The sequence below is a fragment of the Hirschia sp. genome (genome assembly GCF_058892565.1).
The window spans coordinates 36,849-54,838 of the sequence record NZ_JBZXVU010000003.1 but is presented as its reverse complement, the minus strand read 5'-3'; the positions used below and the strand labels follow the sequence as shown (position 1 = coordinate 54,838).

14 protein-coding genes and 1 pseudogene are annotated in these 17,990 nt (G+C 41.3%); 6 read left to right on the top strand and 9 right to left on the bottom strand.

The window, feature by feature from the left end:
• The first annotated feature begins 3 nt into the window (after window positions 1-3).
• Window positions 4-975, top strand: a complete 972-nt coding sequence (gene fcl / locus AC5EF3_RS00945) for a GDP-L-fucose synthase (protein ID WP_493546687.1) — start codon at window positions 4-6, stop codon at window positions 973-975.
• Here fcl and AC5EF3_RS00940 read toward each other — a convergent pair.
• From AC5EF3_RS00940 to AC5EF3_RS00920, 5 genes are all read right to left on the bottom strand, one after another.
• Window positions 970-2,367: an O-antigen ligase family protein gene (locus AC5EF3_RS00940; RefSeq protein WP_493546686.1), complete on the bottom strand. Its 1,398-nt coding sequence runs from the start codon at window positions 2,365-2,367 to the stop codon at window positions 970-972. The two genes, fcl and AC5EF3_RS00940, sit on opposite strands and share 6 nt — an antisense overlap.
• Window positions 2,368-2,370: 3 nt before the next feature.
• Window positions 2,371-3,480: a hypothetical protein gene (locus AC5EF3_RS00935; protein WP_493546685.1), complete on the bottom strand. Its 1,110-nt coding sequence runs from the start codon at window positions 3,478-3,480 to the stop codon at window positions 2,371-2,373.
• A 32-nt stretch (window positions 3,481-3,512) separates the two neighbouring features.
• Window positions 3,513-5,804 carry a GumC family protein gene (locus AC5EF3_RS00930; RefSeq protein WP_493546684.1) on the bottom strand — a complete coding sequence of 764 codons (2,292 nt, stop codon included), beginning with the start codon at window positions 5,802-5,804 and terminating at the stop codon, window positions 3,513-3,515.
• A 33-nt stretch (window positions 5,805-5,837) separates the two neighbouring features.
• Entirely contained in the window at window positions 5,838-6,530 is a 693-nt protein-coding gene (locus AC5EF3_RS00925; RefSeq protein ID WP_493546683.1) for a polysaccharide biosynthesis/export family protein, read from the bottom strand.
• Between the two features lie 145 nt (window positions 6,531-6,675).
• Window positions 6,676-8,940, bottom strand: coding sequence for an SUMF1/EgtB/PvdO family nonheme iron enzyme (locus tag AC5EF3_RS00920; protein WP_493546682.1), 2,265 nt, complete (start codon window positions 8,938-8,940; stop codon window positions 6,676-6,678).
• 365 nt (window positions 8,941-9,305) lie between these two features.
• On the opposite strand from AC5EF3_RS00920, the gene AC5EF3_RS00915 reads away from it, so the two are divergent.
• The 4 genes from AC5EF3_RS00915 to AC5EF3_RS00900 all read left to right on the top strand — a co-directional run bounded on the left by AC5EF3_RS00915 (window position 9,306) and on the right by AC5EF3_RS00900 (window position 12,392).
• Window positions 9,306-10,109, top strand: a complete 804-nt coding sequence (locus AC5EF3_RS00915) for a hypothetical protein (RefSeq protein WP_493546681.1) — start codon at window positions 9,306-9,308, stop codon at window positions 10,107-10,109.
• Window positions 10,110-10,327: 218 nt separating this feature from the next.
• Window positions 10,328-11,125 (top strand): metallophosphoesterase, encoded by a 798-nt coding sequence (locus AC5EF3_RS00910; protein ID WP_493546680.1) that lies wholly within the window; start codon window positions 10,328-10,330, stop codon window positions 11,123-11,125.
• Window positions 11,126-11,249: 124 nt separating this feature from the next.
• A complete protein-coding gene (locus AC5EF3_RS00905; protein ID WP_493546679.1) occupies window positions 11,250-11,711 on the top strand; it encodes a FecR family protein in 462 nt (153 codons plus the stop codon).
• Window positions 11,712-12,230: 519 nt separating this feature from the next.
• Window positions 12,231-12,392 (top strand): hypothetical protein, encoded by a 162-nt coding sequence (locus AC5EF3_RS00900; protein WP_493546759.1) that lies wholly within the window; start codon window positions 12,231-12,233, stop codon window positions 12,390-12,392.
• Here AC5EF3_RS00900 and AC5EF3_RS00895 read toward each other — a convergent pair.
• Window positions 12,345-13,289: pseudogene (locus AC5EF3_RS00895) on the bottom strand (IS3 family transposase). The gene AC5EF3_RS00900 and the pseudogene AC5EF3_RS00895 overlap by 48 nt on opposite strands.
• 252 nt (window positions 13,290-13,541) lie before the next feature.
• Between AC5EF3_RS00895 and nusG the strand changes: the two are divergent.
• Window positions 13,542-14,132: a transcription termination/antitermination protein NusG gene (gene nusG / locus AC5EF3_RS00890; RefSeq protein WP_493546678.1), complete on the top strand. Its 591-nt coding sequence runs from the start codon at window positions 13,542-13,544 to the stop codon at window positions 14,130-14,132.
• 421 nt (window positions 14,133-14,553) lie between these two features.
• On the opposite strand, the gene AC5EF3_RS00885 is transcribed toward nusG, so the two are convergent.
• The 3 genes from AC5EF3_RS00885 to AC5EF3_RS00875 form a co-directional block, all read right to left on the bottom strand.
• Window positions 14,554-15,813, bottom strand: a complete 1,260-nt coding sequence (locus AC5EF3_RS00885; protein WP_493546677.1) for a glycosyltransferase family 4 protein — start codon at window positions 15,811-15,813, stop codon at window positions 14,554-14,556.
• Between the two features lie 71 nt (window positions 15,814-15,884).
• Window positions 15,885-16,448: a WcaF family extracellular polysaccharide biosynthesis acetyltransferase gene (locus tag AC5EF3_RS00880; protein ID WP_493546676.1), complete on the bottom strand. Its 564-nt coding sequence runs from the start codon at window positions 16,446-16,448 to the stop codon at window positions 15,885-15,887.
• Window positions 16,449-16,878: 430 nt separating this feature from the next.
• Window positions 16,879-17,958 (bottom strand): glycosyltransferase, encoded by a 1,080-nt coding sequence (locus AC5EF3_RS00875; RefSeq protein WP_493546675.1) that lies wholly within the window; start codon window positions 17,956-17,958, stop codon window positions 16,879-16,881.
• Window positions 17,959-17,990: the final 32 nt, after the last annotated feature.

The window sequence follows — 17,990 nt, the reverse complement described above, 5'->3', positions numbered from 1 at the left end:
CTAATGTTTAACACAGATGCTAAAGTTTTTGTTGCTGGTCATCGCGGAATGGTTGGTTCAGCGATTGTGCGCCAATTAGAAGCTAAAGGGTATAATAATATTGTTACCCGGACCCGCTCAGAATTGAACCTGTTGAGCCAAGTTGATGTTAATGCGTTCTTTGAGTCCGAAGGTATCAATGAAGTTTATTTAGCCGCGGCAAAAGTCGGGGGTATTCACGCGAATAATGAATATCCAGCCGATTTTATCTATGAGAATTTGATGATCGAGGCCAACATTATTCATGCTGCGCATAAGAATAATGTTCAAAAACTCCTGTTTTTGGGGTCATCATGTATTTATCCAAAGCTAGCTGAGCAGCCAATGCGAGAAGATGCATTGCTAACTGGAACTCTAGAGCCAACAAATGAGCCTTATGCGATCGCTAAGATTGCAGGTATTAAATTGTGCGAAAGTTATAATCGTCAATACCAACGAGATTATCGTAGCGTTATGCCAACGAATCTTTATGGGCCGTATGATAATTTTCACCCAGAAAACTCACATGTTATTCCTGCACTTTTGCGCCGCTTTCATGAAGCAGTGGAGCAAGGTGTAGACACAGTTACGATATGGGGAAGCGGTAAGCCTATGCGAGAGTTTTTACACGTAGATGATATGGCTGCTGCAAGTATTCATGTGATGAATCTGGATCGTTTTACTTATGACGCGAACACGCAGCCAATGCTATCTCATATCAATGTGGGTACAGGTGTAGATTGCACGATCCGTGAACTGGCAGAAACCATTGTTAAAGTGACTGGGTTTCAAGGAAAGCTTGAGTTCGATGCGACTAAACCTGATGGAACACCACGTAAATTAATGGATGTTTCTAGGTTGAAAGACCTCGGCTGGTCATACTCTATTTCTCTAGAAGATGGGCTAAAAGATGCTTATCATTGGTTTGTTGAAAATCATACCGATGCAAGGTTATAATTCAATGTGACTGCTAGCGTTCTTGGCTTTGCTTGAGTTTCTTTCACTTTTCTTAGATTCTGAAAACATTATCCCTAAACACGCAGCTGTGAATACTGCGATTGCAGGCGTTCGTGTAGGATAGTCAGCTAAACTGTGAATTATAGGTATGAAGACAACCAAACTTGCTGCACGCCGTATTCCGTTGTGAGAAGCTGGGGCACGCCAAATGTTTATAAGTTGCGTTCCAAAAAATCCTAAGAATATAGCGATGAATATCGGGAATAGGATACCTGTTTCCAGAGTCCACTCAAGATATTCATTGTGAGCATGGTTCATGTAAGTTGAGGTTACTTCACGTGGGTTTTCATAGATGGGGAAAATTTGTTCGAATGAACCAAGACCAGTGCCTACTGGAAATGTATCTTTTATCCCTTGGATAGTTTTTTCAAATAGGTAGGGACGAGAGCCTATACCCTTTCCAAAGCCTGTTTGTCCAAGGCCACTTAGTTGTGGGCTTGTGAGTATTGAATTAAGTGAAAAGCCAATAAGGCAAACTGCACTAACAAAATAGATCGGATTTATTTTACGTTTTTGGCCTAGAAATATCATTAAACTTGAACCTAGGCTGAGAATAGCAAGGACATAACCAGCGACTGAGCCAGCTGTAATAATGCCGATTAGAATGATTAGCCCTACCAGTAAAACAATTACATTTTGTCCGATATTAGAGCGATGCGCGATCATTCTCTCATGTTGTTTGATGGCAAGCACTGTGAAAATTGGTAGGCTCATAACTAAAAAGCTTGCTTGATGATTCACGTTCGCAAAAAATCCGACCGCAAAACCCTTATTTGTAATCTCATGAAAGTATAGAAAACTTTCTTTGCCAGAAAAGATTTGAATAATACCAATTAAGACCGAGAAAACTGCAATGGCTGAGATGGTCCATACAAAAACCGGCGAGGAAGAGCTTACTTTCATTTTGGATATAAGAGAAAAAACAGCAATTGCGGGTAGGGTAAACAATAGGCTCGATACCGTTTCTCGTGGAGTAAGAGAGAAAGGCAAAGAAATATTGTTAAGTCCAAGTAGGTCAACGCCCTTTAGAATAATGCCTCTGCCTGGAAGCGTACTCCAAACTTCGTAGGGTAACGGAATGGTTTGTAGGCTTAAAAGAAATGCAACAAAGCATGACACGAATATGAGTAATTTGGATTGTAAGGAGCTTTGGGGAAGCCGATTGTCTAACAATACGAAAAATAGAGTCAGGATAGAAATAAAAGATAAAAAGAGACACACGGCTTCATTGTATCTGCTTGCACCACCCAAAATGATTGAAGAGCCAAGGATCATAAACAATAGGAATTGGGATATGTTCTTTGAAGAAAGTATTCGAATAGAAAACATCATAACTTACTCCCCTTCTTTGGAAATGTCAGAGGAGGCTGTGAGAGAAACGTTTTCTACCAATGTTCTGGCAATAATTGGATATTCTCCGGCTTCACCCCATAGCTCAAGGTGTTGATAAGAACATTCCGTTTCAGGTATCGTTAGAGAAAATGAGTAGTCTCTTGGGGTAGACTGCAAGTCTCTAATCTTGGTTCTTCCTGCTTCAAACTTGCTCGTAGGACAAATAATTTTCCAAATAAAATGTCCACCATTTTCTTTAGAATGACCACTCATGCGACTTGTAAAAGTATAATTTCCTGGATTAAGCAGTAATATTTGCTGTGCAGAGCGTGTTCTCCCTTTTCCAGAAAAAAAGGAATAAAGGCCATTTTCTTGTTGCTCAGTCGTTTTAGAATGGAGTTTCCAGCCAAAAGGATTGTCTGCACTTGTATTTACAAAATTTGGATCAGTCGGCCAACTAAAGTTGGCTAATTTCTCTGGAGAAGAAAATTGTTGCCAAGCTAGAAATGCGCGCTCAATATCATTGTTGCGGATGAGGTCTTCAACATAAAATTTGCGGCCCTCAGGTAGATGGCCAGCTATTTGATAAATTCTAGCCGGTGTTTCTTTTTTAGCAATGTGAGCCAAAAAGGGTCTAATCCATTTGGGTGTAGGTTCTGAATTTGTTTCGTCTTTAAATACTTCAAATGACTCAGGATTTATCGCTAAATCAAGCAAAGTATCAAAGTAAACGGTTCTATCCGAGATTCTAAAACGTAGAATATCGCTAATTAGAGATACAGCGGTTTTGTAATCGGCAAGTCGAATAGCGTTTTGCGCTAGTCTGTGCCTTATAATTAAGTCACGGGGCGAGAGGGTATACGCGTGTTCGAGAAATAGCTTTATCTTATCTGGTTGGGTTTCAATTGAAGCAGTTTTAGTGAAATGTTTGGGGGAGAGTGGTGCGATTTTAATAGCGGTTATTTTTTCACAATCAACATTATTTATAATGCAAGGGTAATATCCGCCTTTTTTTGTCGGAAGAACAAAGAGCTTAGCAATCAATGTAAAAAAGACCAACGTTAACAAAAAAAGGCAAATTCCACGTACAACAATATTAAGGAAGGTGCCCATTTGAGTTTTCTTTTCGAAGAACTGAATCTATATCAGTTGTCAATTTTAGTAGAGAAGGTTTTCACTTGTCTACGTTTCGTTGCATCTGATCTGTCATCATCAGTTGCGACAGTAATGGCGTTTGCATAAGGGTTTTTGCCGTTACCACCATAACCATATCCGTACCCATAGCCGTATCCATAACCATACCCGTGGCGTTTCTGATTAAACTTAGTCAAAATAACACCCACTACATTGGCCTGACTTGCAATAAGGCGATCTAAGGTAGAAACAGCCAAAGGACTTCGAACGCTGCCTGATTGCACGACAAGGAGTGTAGCCTCACACGCTGAAGACAGTATGAGTGAGTCTGCAAAGTGCATGACCGGAGATGAGTCTACAATTACAACATCGAAGGCTGAATAGGCTTCTTCCAATATCTGATTTAAGCGACCTCCTGCAAGTAATTCCGCGGGATTCGGCGGACTAATACCAGCAGGTAGTAAGAACAAATTATCATTGTCTTCACTTGGTACGACACTGCTTTCTACCCGTCCTTGAGGGTCTGTTAAGAGGCCAGATAAACCAGTAGATGAGTTTGAGTCGACGATAAAAGAAGGTTTTCTCATGTCAGCATCGATAATGAGAACTGTTAAACCTGAATTAGCAAAGCTTGTAGCAAGCCCCAATGAAGTACTTGTTTTTCCTTCAGCAGGTTTTGAACCTGTGATCAGTATGGACTTTGGCAGTCCGTGTGATGTTGTAAACTGAAGAGCTGTTTTGGCAGAAAAAACTGCTTCAGATATTTCAGATCGAGAGTCCTTTAAGGCGTCTGCCATGACAAGATCACCGCGCATTTTGGGTATAACACCAATTGTGTTGATACCTAATTTCTGTCTTACATCATCAGGGGTTTTTATTGTATCATCGATATAGTCGAGTAAAAACGCTAGACCAATGCCCATAGCCAGACTGAGTATCAAGCCTTGCAATATCGCACGTTGGATGTTTGGACTAAATGGTGAAACAGGCGTTTTAGCAGTGTCGACAATAGACACTTGATTGGTACCAATCCCGCTAGATACGCTGACTTCTTTTAAGCGTTGTAAAAGTGCTTCATATTGCGATCTGTTTGTGTCTACTTCACGTTTTAAAATCGTATAATCAATCGTACGACCTCTAAGATCTTGTACGTTTGATTTTAATTCTGCAACACTAAGTTTTAATGAATTTTCCTTCGCTTGGGCAGCTTTGAAGTCAGAATGCAACGCTTGAATTATGCTACGTTTTTCTCGTTCAATTTGCTGTTCAATAGCTAGAAGACGATCGTTAATTAGGATCATATCGGGATATTGCGGTTTAAATTTACTTAGTTTTTGCTGGTATTCCGCTTCAAGCTCAGCGCGTTTTATGTTTAGAGTTGTAACATTATCACTTTGAAGCATTTCTCGGGTCGCACCATCTTTTTGTGCTTCAAAATAAGCGTGCTCCGCTGCAATTCGTGCTTCTTGTGCTTGTGTAAGAGAAGCATTTAGCGCCATTAGGGCTGATGCATCGAGAGAAGCACCAGAATCTGACCCACCAGCACTGCTTAGGTCCAAAATTCCTTCATTTTCTGCGTACTCGACAAGAACGCGTTCAGAAGCTTCAAGTGCTATTTTTGTTGTTCTTAGGCGTTCCTCAAGGAAGTTTCTCGCATAAGCAGTTGAGTTGTATTTGCGTTCAAGATTTGAGGCTATGAAATTGTCAGCGATTGCATCAGCAATACGCGATGTTTCGCTAGAGTAGGGGCTAGTAAAGTCTATTGAGATAATGCGACTACGACCAACTGGAGAAATGCTTAAATTATTTAAAATTGTATTTGTCGCTTGTGATAAACGTCTCTCTCGGTTGAGAGATTGATCCGCATATCTTTCATCTGAAGGCAGATCCAGCAGTTCGGCCACACGTTCAGCTAAAGAGCGACTCTTAAGCAATTCATATTGAGTCGCCATAAATTCTGCATCTGCCACAAGAGCAGGGTCAACACTTTGACTGGCTAAGATTTGTTGTTCTTGCTTCTGAATTTCTATAGTCGTTGAAGCTTTATAGAGCGGTATTTCACGCAAAGTCAGCAGAGTTGAAGCACCAACTCCAATGATAACAATAGCTAAAATGAGCCATTTCCAGCGGGATAGAGTTTTAATAACTTTCCAGAAATCAAAGCCTTCTTCGTCTATATAGTCGTCGTGATTTCTGCGCCCATAATCTCTTGTTTCGGTAGAAATGGATTGTTGCGAAGTCGATTCAACAAGCGCCTGACTATTATTCCATTCAGCGTTATCGTGATTTGTGATTTTATTCATGTGTCCAACCCAGTTCCAAATACGATACTAAATCTACAACGCTACAAATAGTGCAAGAAGCGGAATTGATCTTATTGCGTCTAGATATGTTGAACGCATGTTTCCTCCGTCTACAACAATTATATCATTTCCATAGATTTCAGGATCTTTGGCATTTCCGTTTCGAATATCTTTTAAGCTGAAACCAGCAGCATGGCGTTGATTATTTATCTGTCTGAAGATCACAACGCGTTTAGGATTGGCGTCGTCGGATAGACCACCGGAGAGAGCCACCGCTTGCACAAGGGTTGTTTTTCCTTGAATGGGGTAAAGCCCTGGTTTGTTGACGGAGCCTTCGACAGTAACTTGGTTCACATTAATTTGCTTAAGTTTAACAGTTACATCAGCACTTTGAAGGTGATTTTGTTCGTATCGCGCTTCTATTATTTCTGCGATTTCAAATGATGTGAAGCCCTTTGCTTGAATGGGGCCGATGAGCGGTAGGTCAACATTTCCTGAACTGTCTACTTGGTAAATACCGCTTAAGTCTTTAACGCCAAAAACAGTGATTTCCAGTTCATCAAGATTGTTAATTCGCAGATCTCCGACTTGAACAAGCTCAGTGGTATCAGGCGCGGCCAATTCTTGTCCATCATAGGAGATGTTGCCGTCAGATGACGCGCAAGATGCAAGAATTAAAAATAGTGTGCCGATAAGTAAGTGAACGGGCAAAACTGAAATACGCATAAAAACTCAACCCAAAGTAACGTGTACGTTTTAAAACGTCGCGTCCCCATGACACGAAACCTGACAAAATCTCTAACTGAATATTAAAGAAGTATCAACTTTTTACATCAGCGTAAAAGCAATCTTTATGCCGTGTGTGTGGTTTTTACTCAGATAACGCCCTGGCAACTCTAAATCCGAAGAAGGGCATGTACTGATCTGCGGGAAAAGCGTATCGATTTGAAGAACCCAAATAGTCCGGTTGGACACTGAAAGACCCGCCACGAAGGACTTTTGTGTTGTTATTGCACTGTTTTGTCCAAGCTGAGCCGTCAGAAGGTGCATTATTGTAATCTGGGTGCCAACAGTCTTCGACCCACTCCCATACATTTCCGTGTATGTCGTATAAACCGAATTTATTCTCTCGAAATGTGCCAACTGGTGCTGTTTTCTTTCCAAAATTGTCTGAACAAGCTGTATTTCTCCACGGATATTGAGTGGAAAGGTCAGCTCCATTGCCATATTGGCACAATTCACTTAGGTCTTCGCCAAATGTATATGTTGTAGAACTACCAGCACGTGCGGCGTATTCCCATTCTGCTTCAGATGGTAGTCTATATTTTTGGCCAGTTTTTTCGCTAAGCCATTGAGTATATTGTTTAGCGTCATGCCATGACGTGCCGATAACAGGACGATTTCCGCGTCCCCATCCCATATCATTTCCGATAGGGCGGCATTTTCCATCAGCCACACAAGCATCCCATTCTGCGAAGGTTGCTTCAAAGGAGGCTAAGGCAAACGCTTGGTTAAAGACGACTTTTCGTACAGGAATTCTGTCTTCTTGGGCATTACCTGACATGTCACCCATTACAAATCTGCCTTTGGGTATAACGACAAGTTGTGGGCATTCAGGGCAATCTTGTATGAATTGTTGAGGCGTTTTTGCGAGAGAGGGAGATGTCGGTGAGGGGGTTGATTGCTTTGGCTGCTGTATTTCTGTGGAAGGATTGGGTGTTGGTTTAGGAGTGATTGTCGAAGTATTGGGGTTTTTTGCTGTGGAAATTGTCGAAGGAGTGTGTGCTTGAGTGGTGGTTGAGTTCGTTTCCTCATTTTTACTCAATTTTTTCGCACTGAGATCGTTTTCATGAGAGATTGACGAGGCGATATTAAGTGTTTCAGCCTTATCGGTCTCTATCTTAGATATGGGAGTAATTTTAACTGACGCCCCTTCAATTTCGTCTAGGTCCTCAGTTTTCGGAAGTTTAGTAATTTGAGGCGTAAGATATAAAGAGCCGAGTTTGGTGTCCTTGGCTATTTTATACCCAGCAATTTTGGTGAGTGCTTCATATGTCTCCATGCGGAGTGTGCCATTCACTTCGAGATTAAATCGAGTTTGGAATGAAGTCACAGCATTAGATGTCTCTTGGGTTATTATGCCGTCTGACGCGCCGGGATTGAAACCTAAATGCTTTAGAAAATCTTCGGCTTCAGCAATGAAAATGCGGTGTTGCTTTTCTAGCCCTTTCGCATCTTGGGTATGGTTTCCATCTGGAAAATCTATGCGGTAGGATTCAATATGTTCGAGGATTTCAGTAGAAGAATTGGAAGTTAGAACATTTTCCCAAATTCTTTCTTCTAGTTCTTTAAGGTAGCGACCCGCTTTTTCACTATAACCAGTATCGGGCGCTGCGGACATAATAGCGCGTAGTGCGATCGGGTCATTATCTATTCTGGCTTGAGCCAATTGAGCTGTAATAGCGTCTCTTGCTTCTTTTGATAAAGAAGTCGATTGATTTGAATTGGCCTCAACAGGAAGCTTTGGTTTGAGATTAAACGCATACAAAGCGGTTCCCGTCACGAAAACAGCTGAAACGAGCAATCCAATTTTAATGGCATTCTTTATTTTCTGAGTTCTGGTGGGAGGAAGTATGTAATCATCTTCTGGAGGATTTTCGATCAACTGAAGGGGCGTGATTTCTTCATGAGATTTTTTATCAATTGCCAGCTCTGTATTCTGGCTGATGATTTCAACGTCCGTGATATCTTCAACAGGAGAAATAGATTGGATTTGGTCTATCAGCACATCCCAACCATTCGGCGATGAGATTTGAGACGCCATATAGGCCATTTCAGGAATACCAGTGATAGACCTGTTGGGAATATCATCTAGGTCAATTTCGATTAGCTTTCCGGCAATTTCGGCTTCTTTAGCTGAAGTTTTTAGAAAAGAGGACGAAAGTGATTTAGTCGTCCAACAGGCAATAACGCAGTTTGCTTCTTGAAGTTTACGTTCGAAAACTTCGATGTCTGCTTCTATAAATAGGGAGTCTGCGGGTGGCCAGATACTATGGCCCGCTGCCGTTAGCGGAGTGACAATATCTCTTACTTTGTCGATATCATCTTTAGAATAAATGAGATAAATCTCTGACATGTTCCCACCGAATTTAAAAAACTCTACCCAAATACCAGCTGCGTTCGATTAAATCTGGAATTTTCTTACCTTTTTTTTCGGCAGATTGTCTATGACACGCGTTAAGTTAATGCCTGTAAAGGTTACTCGAGCATAAAGGCTATTGGAGCAAATTTATACATCGGAGATATAAGTGCATTCGTTTTCGTTAAATTGGATTTATTTTAAGTTAAAACAAAGCAGTTAAAGTATATGTTCAGCTTTTGTTGAGGTGAATGTATAGTTAATACTGTAGATGATAATTTAGTTTATCCATCTGCAAAATATAAACGTCAATATGGTCTAGTTCAATCAAACAAAATATAAAAACGAACGGAGACCACCCAATGACCAAGATCAGAGCGTTTGCGCGCTTTGCAGCATTAGCTGCATCTGCCGCCTTTCTTACAGGTTGCATGAGCTTTCAGCCTATAGAGCCTGTTAAAAACCCACCTCTTTCATATAGATTCGACACAACAGTGCCTGTTGAATTTGTGCACCCGACTAAAGTAGGCTTTCGTTGTGCCGAACGTGGTGCGAAATTTCTAATGATGCCGGGGATAAATTCTCAAGCTTGTGCAAGTCCTGATTTAGTCACTATGCCAAATCCATGTATGACGGTGACAGGAGGATGGTATGCAGCTGTCTTGTGTCATGAGCTAGCTCATGCAAATGGTTGGTCGCCTTCTCACAAAGGTGGGAATTGGGTGCCTGATAAGATTAAATTTGGCACGGCTCGTCCAGATGCAGCTCAGATTGAGAAGATAAAAGCTGAAGAAATGGAAGCTAAAGCGGCGCTAATGACGCCTGTAGAGATGGAAGAGGCTGCTGAAGTTTTGAAGCAACCATTGGAATCTGTTGACGTAGATCTTCAATCTCCGGCACCTGTTATGTCTGAAGCGATGGAGATCGTTCCAGAAACTGAGTCGGAGCCAGGGTTAGATGTCTTGGATATTGCCTCAGATGCGCCTGAAACAGAAATTGCAGAAACCAATGTTGAAGAATTACTTCGCCCTGTAACAAGCGACTCTGATTTAGAAGAAGCGATGGAGCCTGAGGTGGCCAAAGCTGATAGCATTGAAGCATGGAAATCAGCTGAATTACTTCCTAATCGCTATATGTCCTTTGTGGCGTTTAATTACGCGATCTAAATTTTCAAACAAATGATCGGAATACGGGTGCCCTCGCCTTTTGGGGTAGGGCGCTTGTCTTTCCTATAAAATTTAAAGAACAAAAAACTTCGTTCTACCTTCTACTCCTGCCCGAATTTTCGGTTGGGAGTAGCTTTTTAGGGCTATCATGCGCGCCGTAATTAAAGTAAATTTTCAACTGAACTGAATAAAAATACTCCGTTCAAAGTTGGGTGCATATGTTTTGGTCTAAATCCAAGAAGCTTCACAATAAAACAGCAGAAAAATCGTCTAGATATCCTTTCGGTCCAGATGGGAAGCGATGTTATGTCGTTGGTGATGTGCATGGACGACTGGATCTCATCAAAGGCTTGTTTGCTAAAATAGAGCAAGATAATGCATCCAAAGCAGAAGCGGAAACGATCATTGTTATGCTGGGTGATTTGATTGATCGAGGTCCCGATTCTAAAGGTGTCTTAGATTTTTTGATGAAATCACCTCCCAAATTTGCGAAATTGATCAACCTCTCCGGAAATCATGAAGATGCACTTTTGCAAGGGCTTGATGGCAATATGGATATTCTACGTATGTGGATTGAAAGAGGGGGTATGCAATGTCTACAAAGTTATGGTGTTCCTCCGCATTTTATTGCTGGTCAGCCTGAAGAATATATTCACAAAGTTATCCAACAAGCTATTCCACAAAGTCATGTGGAATATATGAGAGCATTCTTTAATTCGGCTCGGTTTGGAGATTATATTTTTGTGCATGCGGGCATGCGCCCAGGTGTCACTTTAGAAGACCAAAAAACATCAGACTTAAAATGGATAAGAAAAGCTTTTATTGAAAGCGATGCTGACTTTGGAGGGGTGGTTGTGCACGGCCATACCGTTGTCAAAGACGTTGAGATAAAAGAGAATCGTATAAATTTGGATACAGGGGCGCATCGTTCGGGGCTTCTTTCAGCCTTGGTTATAGAAGGCGAAATGCGTGAAATTCTGTCAGTTTCTGGTGAAAAAGGCGAATTAGCCATTTAGGTACTGTTCAATTTTGGGGCATTGGGCGGAATTTATGTGTATTTAGGATGTGTTTTTCATGTACAATTCACAGGGGTTATGTTAACGAGTAGTTGTTAATTTATTCTAGTGGGGGATATTTCTCATGCTTAAGGTTATTCGTTCAAGTATTGTAGCAATTTCCGCTACGACTATTCTGGCCGGTGCTGCTTATGCGCAGCAAGTTGGTCAAGTTTCTGCACTTTCAGGTGATGTTGTTGTTGTGCGCGGCGCTGAAACTTTTACGCTGAGTGCGGGTGATGCAATCATGCAGGGTGACCGTGTGTTAACACGTGCTGATGGTACGGTTTCCATTCAGGTTGAAAACTGTGACCGTTCTTTAGATTCTGCACAGTCTATCGTCGTTGACTCAGCATTTTGTACTAAGGAAGTTGTTTCTTTAGCTTCAGACGGAACTCCAGTTGTTCAAACAGCTGATGCAGGTGCTGTAAGCGGCGGTGGTATTGGTGCTGCACCGATTATCGGTGGTGTATTGCTTGCCGGTGGTGCTGCAGCTGCAGCTGGCGGCGGCGGCGGTGGTGATACACCTACTCCTGTTTCTCCGTAACGAACCGAGCGATTACGCATAAGAATTTAAAAGCCTCTGAACCTTTTGTGGTTTAGGGGCTTTTTAGTTATCAAGTAATGATGTTCACAATCCTGTTTAGGGGCGAAGGCTTTCAGTTTTCGTGATTGTTCAAAGAAAGCTTGATTTTTTACGTGAGGAAGGCTCCTATATCTTTTTGGCTAAACTTTCTCCATCTATAATAACTAAACTACCTTCGTTAACGGTTTTATCGATTTCTCCATCTGTATCACTTATCACAATTAAGACGAGCCTCACAGCTGTGAGGCCATGGGTTTCTCAAGTAATAATAAAGCCTTTCAGCTAAATCATCGCGCCCAAATTGTGTCGTCTCTGTCTAGTGAATATCTGCATGGCAAACACGCGTAAATCGTACGAAACTTTAGTTGCCTAAATATCGCTGATGGCCTGTTATCGTATTTAAATATAAATAATTATCCGTAAGGTGAAAGCAACATTACATGTTATCTGTGAGGTAGCATTATGGTAGGGATAAAAATATTGATTAAAAAAAATCCGATGATTAGTCTGGTCTGCTCCCCGAAAAGTGGTCCAGGTGTTGAGTTGGATCTGGCTTCAACTGACGCGCTTGGGAATGGTGGTCCAGGGCCGGTGTTAAAATCCAGCGGCGATTTGGACTGGTCCAGTATGGCAGAGACCTGATGTTTCAGCAAATTCTGTTGGCGATTTTCCATTGTAAGCCATGTGAGGCCAACTATCATTATAGTCTCGTCTCCAAGCCTGGCTAAGTACTTTGGCTTCCTCGATCGACTGGAACCAGTTTACATTCAAAAACTCATCCCGAGCGTACCATTGAAGGACTCAATGTGTGCATTGTCTGTTGGTGTCCCCGGCTGGGAAAAATCCATTTTGACCTTATGAGTATAAGCCCAAAGGTCGATGATCTGACCTGTAAACTCAGCGCCATTGTCGCAAAATACTGCTTTGGGTTTCCCAGGCAAATAAACGAGGCGATTAAGAACAGAAGCAACGTGTTCACCACGAAGCCTAGTCCCAATTTCTATTGCTAGGCATTCGCGGGTGAACACATCGATAACCGTCAAAAAACGTAGTTTAGAGCCATTTGCCAGATTATCGTGTACGAAATCCATGCTTCACGCCTCATTGGGCCTTTTAGGTTGGCAACGTGCTTCACGATGGGCTACCATCTTCCGTCGACGGGGCCGTTTACTGCGTAAACATAGGCCTTCTTCACGGTAAACACGGTAGACAACATTCTTACCAACCTGCCAACCTTCTCGCTTGAGAGTGATATGAACGCGTCGATATCCATATAGAATACGTGTGGGTGTGATCTCTCGTATACGCTGGCGTAATTCTGTCCGAAGATCGCGTGTAGAGGGCTTTGCGCTGTGTGGATCTATGCTGCTGTGGCAGACGACAAGCTCTGCGCTAACTATAGCTGTGTGTCTGAACCACATAATCTACAATCTGTTCCGTGACCCCTAATTGCCGGATTAAGTCGGCCAACGGCAAGCCCAATTCCACTTGTTTTAAGGGTACAACGATCTGTTCTGTTGAATATTTCTTGCGTTTCATGTCGGGTTTCCTTCTTCAAGAAAACCGCTGCAAAACTAACACCAGTTTCGGACCACTTTTTCCAGACCACGTCAGTCTTCAAATAGCAAAGTCTTAGTAGAATGTTTCGCAATTCATCATTCATTCGATATGGTTCGTCAAGCGAGTGGAATATGAGAATTGGATCAATATGTCATAATACCTTTGAATCAATCTGGTTTACATATTGCAGTAGTCAGAATATTGATATGTAAATTCTAGGAACTTCTTGGGGTGAGTAGAGTTGGTTGGGGAAATCAAGTGAATAGAAGTACAGCACAATTACGTCTCGTCGATAAAGCACTAGGCGAAAGTCGTTGGTATGTTGCAAAGACACAACCACGCAAAGAGGTGCTTGCTGAGCAGCATTTAAAGCGACAAAATTTTGAAACATTCTTACCTTTTGCGCCCAAGACTCTTACATCGAAAAAAAATAAAGCGGCCAACTTACGTCAACCGCTTTTCCCTGGGTATATTTTTGTAAAAATTGATTTAGGTGCACAAAGATGGCGCGCTATCAATTCAACAATTGGTGTTCTTTATTTAATTCAGTTTACGGATAAACCATCTCCTATGCCAATTGGTGCGACTGAAACTATGATTGAACAAACGGATAAAACCGGCCAATTTAGTTTTGAAGACAATTTAAAACCTGGAGATAAGGTTCGTGTAGTAGGTGGGCCAATGCACGACTTCATTGGTGAACTCATTCGTAATACTGGAAAAGGGCGTTCTATAATTTTGGTTGAGTTTATGAATCGTCAGATTAATACCGTTATTCCAGAGGGCCGTATAATACTAAACGAAAATTCCAATATGTCGTAGTTTTAGAGCAGGGTATCTTAAAACATTTGGCAACAAAAATATCCTTACACATCTCTATACTGCCCAAGTTGGATGAGAATTTCAGTTTAAAGAACAATCGACTGCTGAATTGAGTATTTAATTTAAACCCAAATAGTTTGGCTTCACAAAAAGTAGTACATAGTGGCCTGCCGCTTTGAGATGTTCCAAGGCTAACGCTAAATTTCAACGAAGATTTTTGCACTGACAGCATGGTATAGTTCGTTGTTTCGGGCAAAGTCATCGGGAGATTTTCCATCGTGACTTATGTGAAGCCAACAACCCAATCTGCCAAAATTAATCATCATTAAACAATGCTTCGGCAACTTTGTTTCTCGAAACACCGCGTCTTTGATCTCCTGAGAACTTGAATTTCAATTGTCAACCGCGCCTTGATTGGATGCTAATCAGATAGCAACACTTTCCATTGTTCTAAAACGTCTTGCTTTTTTGCATTTTCCTCAAGCCAAACTCTTGCATTACGCCCCAATTCTCGCACTTTCGTCATGTTTGATGAGAGGTGCTGTATTCTATCAGCTAACCCTTGGCTATCACCAATAGAGTAAGCATAACCAAATCTACCATCATTTACGGCTCTTGCTATTTCTCCGTTAGTATCTCCCACAACTAGTAATCCTCTTCCTGCTGCAGCTACGCCATAGGTTTTGCTCGGTACGATCAAGGCTTCTAATTCAGGCTTCAGGCTGAGCCAATGAATATCAGCAACACCAAGCGACTGAGGGAGCTCTTCTCTTGGCTGATAAGGCTGCAATAAGATGTTATTCAAACCCAATTGATCTAATTTTTCTTGAAGTAGTTTTCTAAGGTGGCCGCCACCAATAAACAAGAATTTAATATTGGTTTCGTTTTTAAGAAATTCCGCTGCTCCGAGCATCGTTTCTAAATCGTGAGCACGTCCTAAATTTCCAGAATAGCAAACCACAAAGTCTGATTCAGTTAATCCCCATTCTTTACGAAGGTCCCGCCCTTTAAAAGGTTGTTCGACAACAACCGTATCATCCGAAAAGTTGGGAATGAATTTGATCTTGTCTTTAGAAACCCCGTTTTTTTCGAGAAGATCTCCCATTAGGTGGCCGATAACCACATTTGATTTAGCTCTTTTGAGAGACCTGTTTCGTAGTATCGTTATAATTTTCCCTATAGGGCCCTTAGCGAAACTTACACCCAGCGCACTCGCTGTTTCAGGGTAGAGATCCTGGAGCCAATTGATCTGCTGAGCTCCCTTAAACTTAATCGCAATACCTAACGGAACTGATAGGAGAGGGGGATCAGTTTTAATGATAACAACATCGCCTTTTGTAACATGCTTTAAAACTGCACAAAAGGATGATACATAAAATGAAACGTAATCCAATGCGCGGCCAATGAGTTTACCTCGACCAAACTGAGTTGTAGCTATTCGCTGTACTTTGACATCATTTACGTTTTCGCTTGGGAGAAGTTGAGCTTCACCTTCATAAAGCGCTCGTCCGGTAATCACACTAACATTAAGGCCTTCAGTCTGCAGATAAAATGCTACATCGCTTAATATCTGAGAGGTCGCACTAAGGTCGGGAAAAAAATAACGATTGATGAATAGTATTCTTTGCATCTTATTTTCTTGCGTTTGAAATTGCCCAGGCTTTTGAATTTGACACACCATTTGGACGGGATCACGAGCACTTAATGGCCCTGCCGTCAAGCAGGTCCGTGGATAAAAATGTATTAGGAAGTTTACAGTGTTGAATTAATTGTACGATTTTTAACAAACTGTGCTGGAGCCCCAACATAAACATTCCAAGCCTCAAGGTTTTGAGAGGTTGTACTCCCAAGTCCTAGAACTGCTCCTTCTCCTATTGTTACACCTGGTCCAACTGTTGATTTCGCAGCAATCCATGCTCCATCACAAATTGTGATTGGTTGGGTAATAAGATCAAACGTCGCGGCGCTCCAATTGTGACTCCCTGTGCAAAGATAAGCGCCTTGTGACAAACATGCGTGTGAGCCTATGTTTACCTCAGCCAGATTGTCAATCCATACATTTTCTCCAATCCAACTATAGTCACCAACACTTAAGCGCCAAGGGAATTTAACTCGAACGCTGGGTTTGAAAACGACACCTTTACCAATCTTTGCTCCAAACAATCGCAATATCATTCTACGCATTCTGCTACCAGGGATCCAAGAAGATACCAAAAGACTGTCGATAATTATCCATAAGCCAAAGACAATGTTAGACCGACCTCTATGAAACGCGCCTATATTATATGAGGCAAGGTTTGTTTGTTGATGAACCATTTTTTTAGATGCTTAATCCAAGTTATGAGGACAGGTAATCGAGGATCATTTATTGAATTCTACGAATACCAAATAACGCCATTTAATAATCTAGTTTTTAAAAATTATTTGATGCCGTGATGTTGTTCATTGGTCATTGATCGGGGGTCAACGGTTTAGGCTTTGTGTATCCAAATTTAGGACGCTCGAATGTAGAATATTGTGTAAGTGTAAACGAAACTTTCAATAATGTTTTTTCAACTGGACACTGTCGTTATATCACTTCTTGAAGAGCCTTGAAGCATTGAAATATGATTTAACTTTAATAATACGAACTCAAAGTATTTTCTGTGAGATGCTATCATCCTGAAAAGTCTAACGGGGGTCAGTATAATTCATCTAGTTATCGTGAAATAATACCAGTGGGTTATTCTATTAATAAAATCATTGATTACAGTAGACTTGCATAAACAGAAATGAAATCGTTGGAAATTTTAGGCCAACTATAATTCTTAGACATCAATGTGCGACCACGGGAACCCATTTCTAGAAGTGTCTTAGGTGAACATGATGTGGCTTCGGATAAGCCTTGTAATATACCATTCTCTGAAGGTTCAACCCACCAACCACACCGATGTGTAATAAGCTCTTTCCAAGGAGCTCCATGAGTGGTGAGAACTGGCACGGCAAAAGCCAAAGATTCTGCAACAACAATTCCGAAATTCTCAGAATATGTTGGAAGTATAAAAATATCTGCATTTTGAAAACAAGAAGCTTTTGCCTCTCCGTTTAAAGGCGCGTGTATAGTTACACAAGCTGAAAGATTATTTTTACGAATTAGATTTTCTATTTCTGCTTTATGCCCTCCCTCATCAGGGCCAACTATGTCTAAATCCCACCCGTCCGGGCGCAATTTACTCCAGGCTGCAATAAGCAATGGAAGTCCTTTTTTAGGATGTATTCTGCTAAGGAAGAGAGCCTTTTTTCGAGAGACTGAAGGCTTCTCATCATACAAATCATTTAGAGGAAGAGTAATACCATTAGGGATATTAATTATATTATTGTTCAGCCCAAGGTTTTTTAACGATATTTTTTCTGATTGGGCCGTGGCATGGAGTACGTCTGCAGAAAGGAGGTCTCTTTTTTGATAAATGAGCCAGCTAAACTTTTTCTTGAAACGTTTATGATTTAATGCCCACGGTTCTAACATTCCTCGGGTACTTACAATACGGGGGATATTTAAATCTCGCGCTATGTTGGATATTGAATGATTATGAGGAAGCCAAACCCCGCTATCATGAAAGATATCTGGGCGACCAAATTGATGAATTGCATTTTTGAGAGAGCCATCTAAGAGCAATACTCCAGAATCATGCATATGAGATAAATACTTGATCGTTGCAGTGCCATCTGGGGCCCAAAGACCTACTTCTAAGCCATGTATTGATAATTGTCGAGCTAGTTCAGAGACTGAAACAGCAGGTCCACCATAGCTTGCTCGAAAGCTAGTGCCTGAAAGAAAAATTTTCAATATCTTATCCAAATATATTTACCCAGGTGCCC

Excerpts from the sequence above, each read along its gene's own strand:
- AC5EF3_RS00925 (WP_493546683.1), bottom strand. The coding sequence starts at position 6,530 with ATGCGTATTTCAGTTTTGCCCGTTCACTTACTTATCGGCACACTATTT.
- AC5EF3_RS00930 (WP_493546684.1), bottom strand. The coding sequence starts at position 5,804 with ATGAATAAAATCACAAATCACGATAACGCTGAATGGAATAATAGTCAG.
- AC5EF3_RS00935 (WP_493546685.1), bottom strand. The coding sequence starts at position 3,480 with ATGGGCACCTTCCTTAATATTGTTGTACGTGGAATTTGCCTTTTTTTG.
- AC5EF3_RS00940 (WP_493546686.1), bottom strand. The coding sequence starts at position 2,367 with ATGATGTTTTCTATTCGAATACTTTCTTCAAAGAACATATCCCAATTC.
- AC5EF3_RS00910 (WP_493546680.1), top strand. The coding sequence starts at position 10,328 with ATGTTTTGGTCTAAATCCAAGAAGCTTCACAATAAAACAGCAGAAAAA.
- AC5EF3_RS00920 (WP_493546682.1), bottom strand. The coding sequence starts at position 8,940 with ATGTCAGAGATTTATCTCATTTATTCTAAAGATGATATCGACAAAGTA.
- AC5EF3_RS00905 (WP_493546679.1), top strand. The coding sequence starts at position 11,250 with ATGCTTAAGGTTATTCGTTCAAGTATTGTAGCAATTTCCGCTACGACT.
- AC5EF3_RS00880 (WP_493546676.1), bottom strand. The coding sequence starts at position 16,448 with ATGGTTCATCAACAAACAAACCTTGCCTCATATAATATAGGCGCGTTT.
- fcl (WP_493546687.1), top strand. The coding sequence starts at position 4 with ATGTTTAACACAGATGCTAAAGTTTTTGTTGCTGGTCATCGCGGAATG.
- AC5EF3_RS00885 (WP_493546677.1), bottom strand. The coding sequence starts at position 15,813 with ATGGTGTGTCAAATTCAAAAGCCTGGGCAATTTCAAACGCAAGAAAAT.
- AC5EF3_RS00915 (WP_493546681.1), top strand. The coding sequence starts at position 9,306 with ATGACCAAGATCAGAGCGTTTGCGCGCTTTGCAGCATTAGCTGCATCT.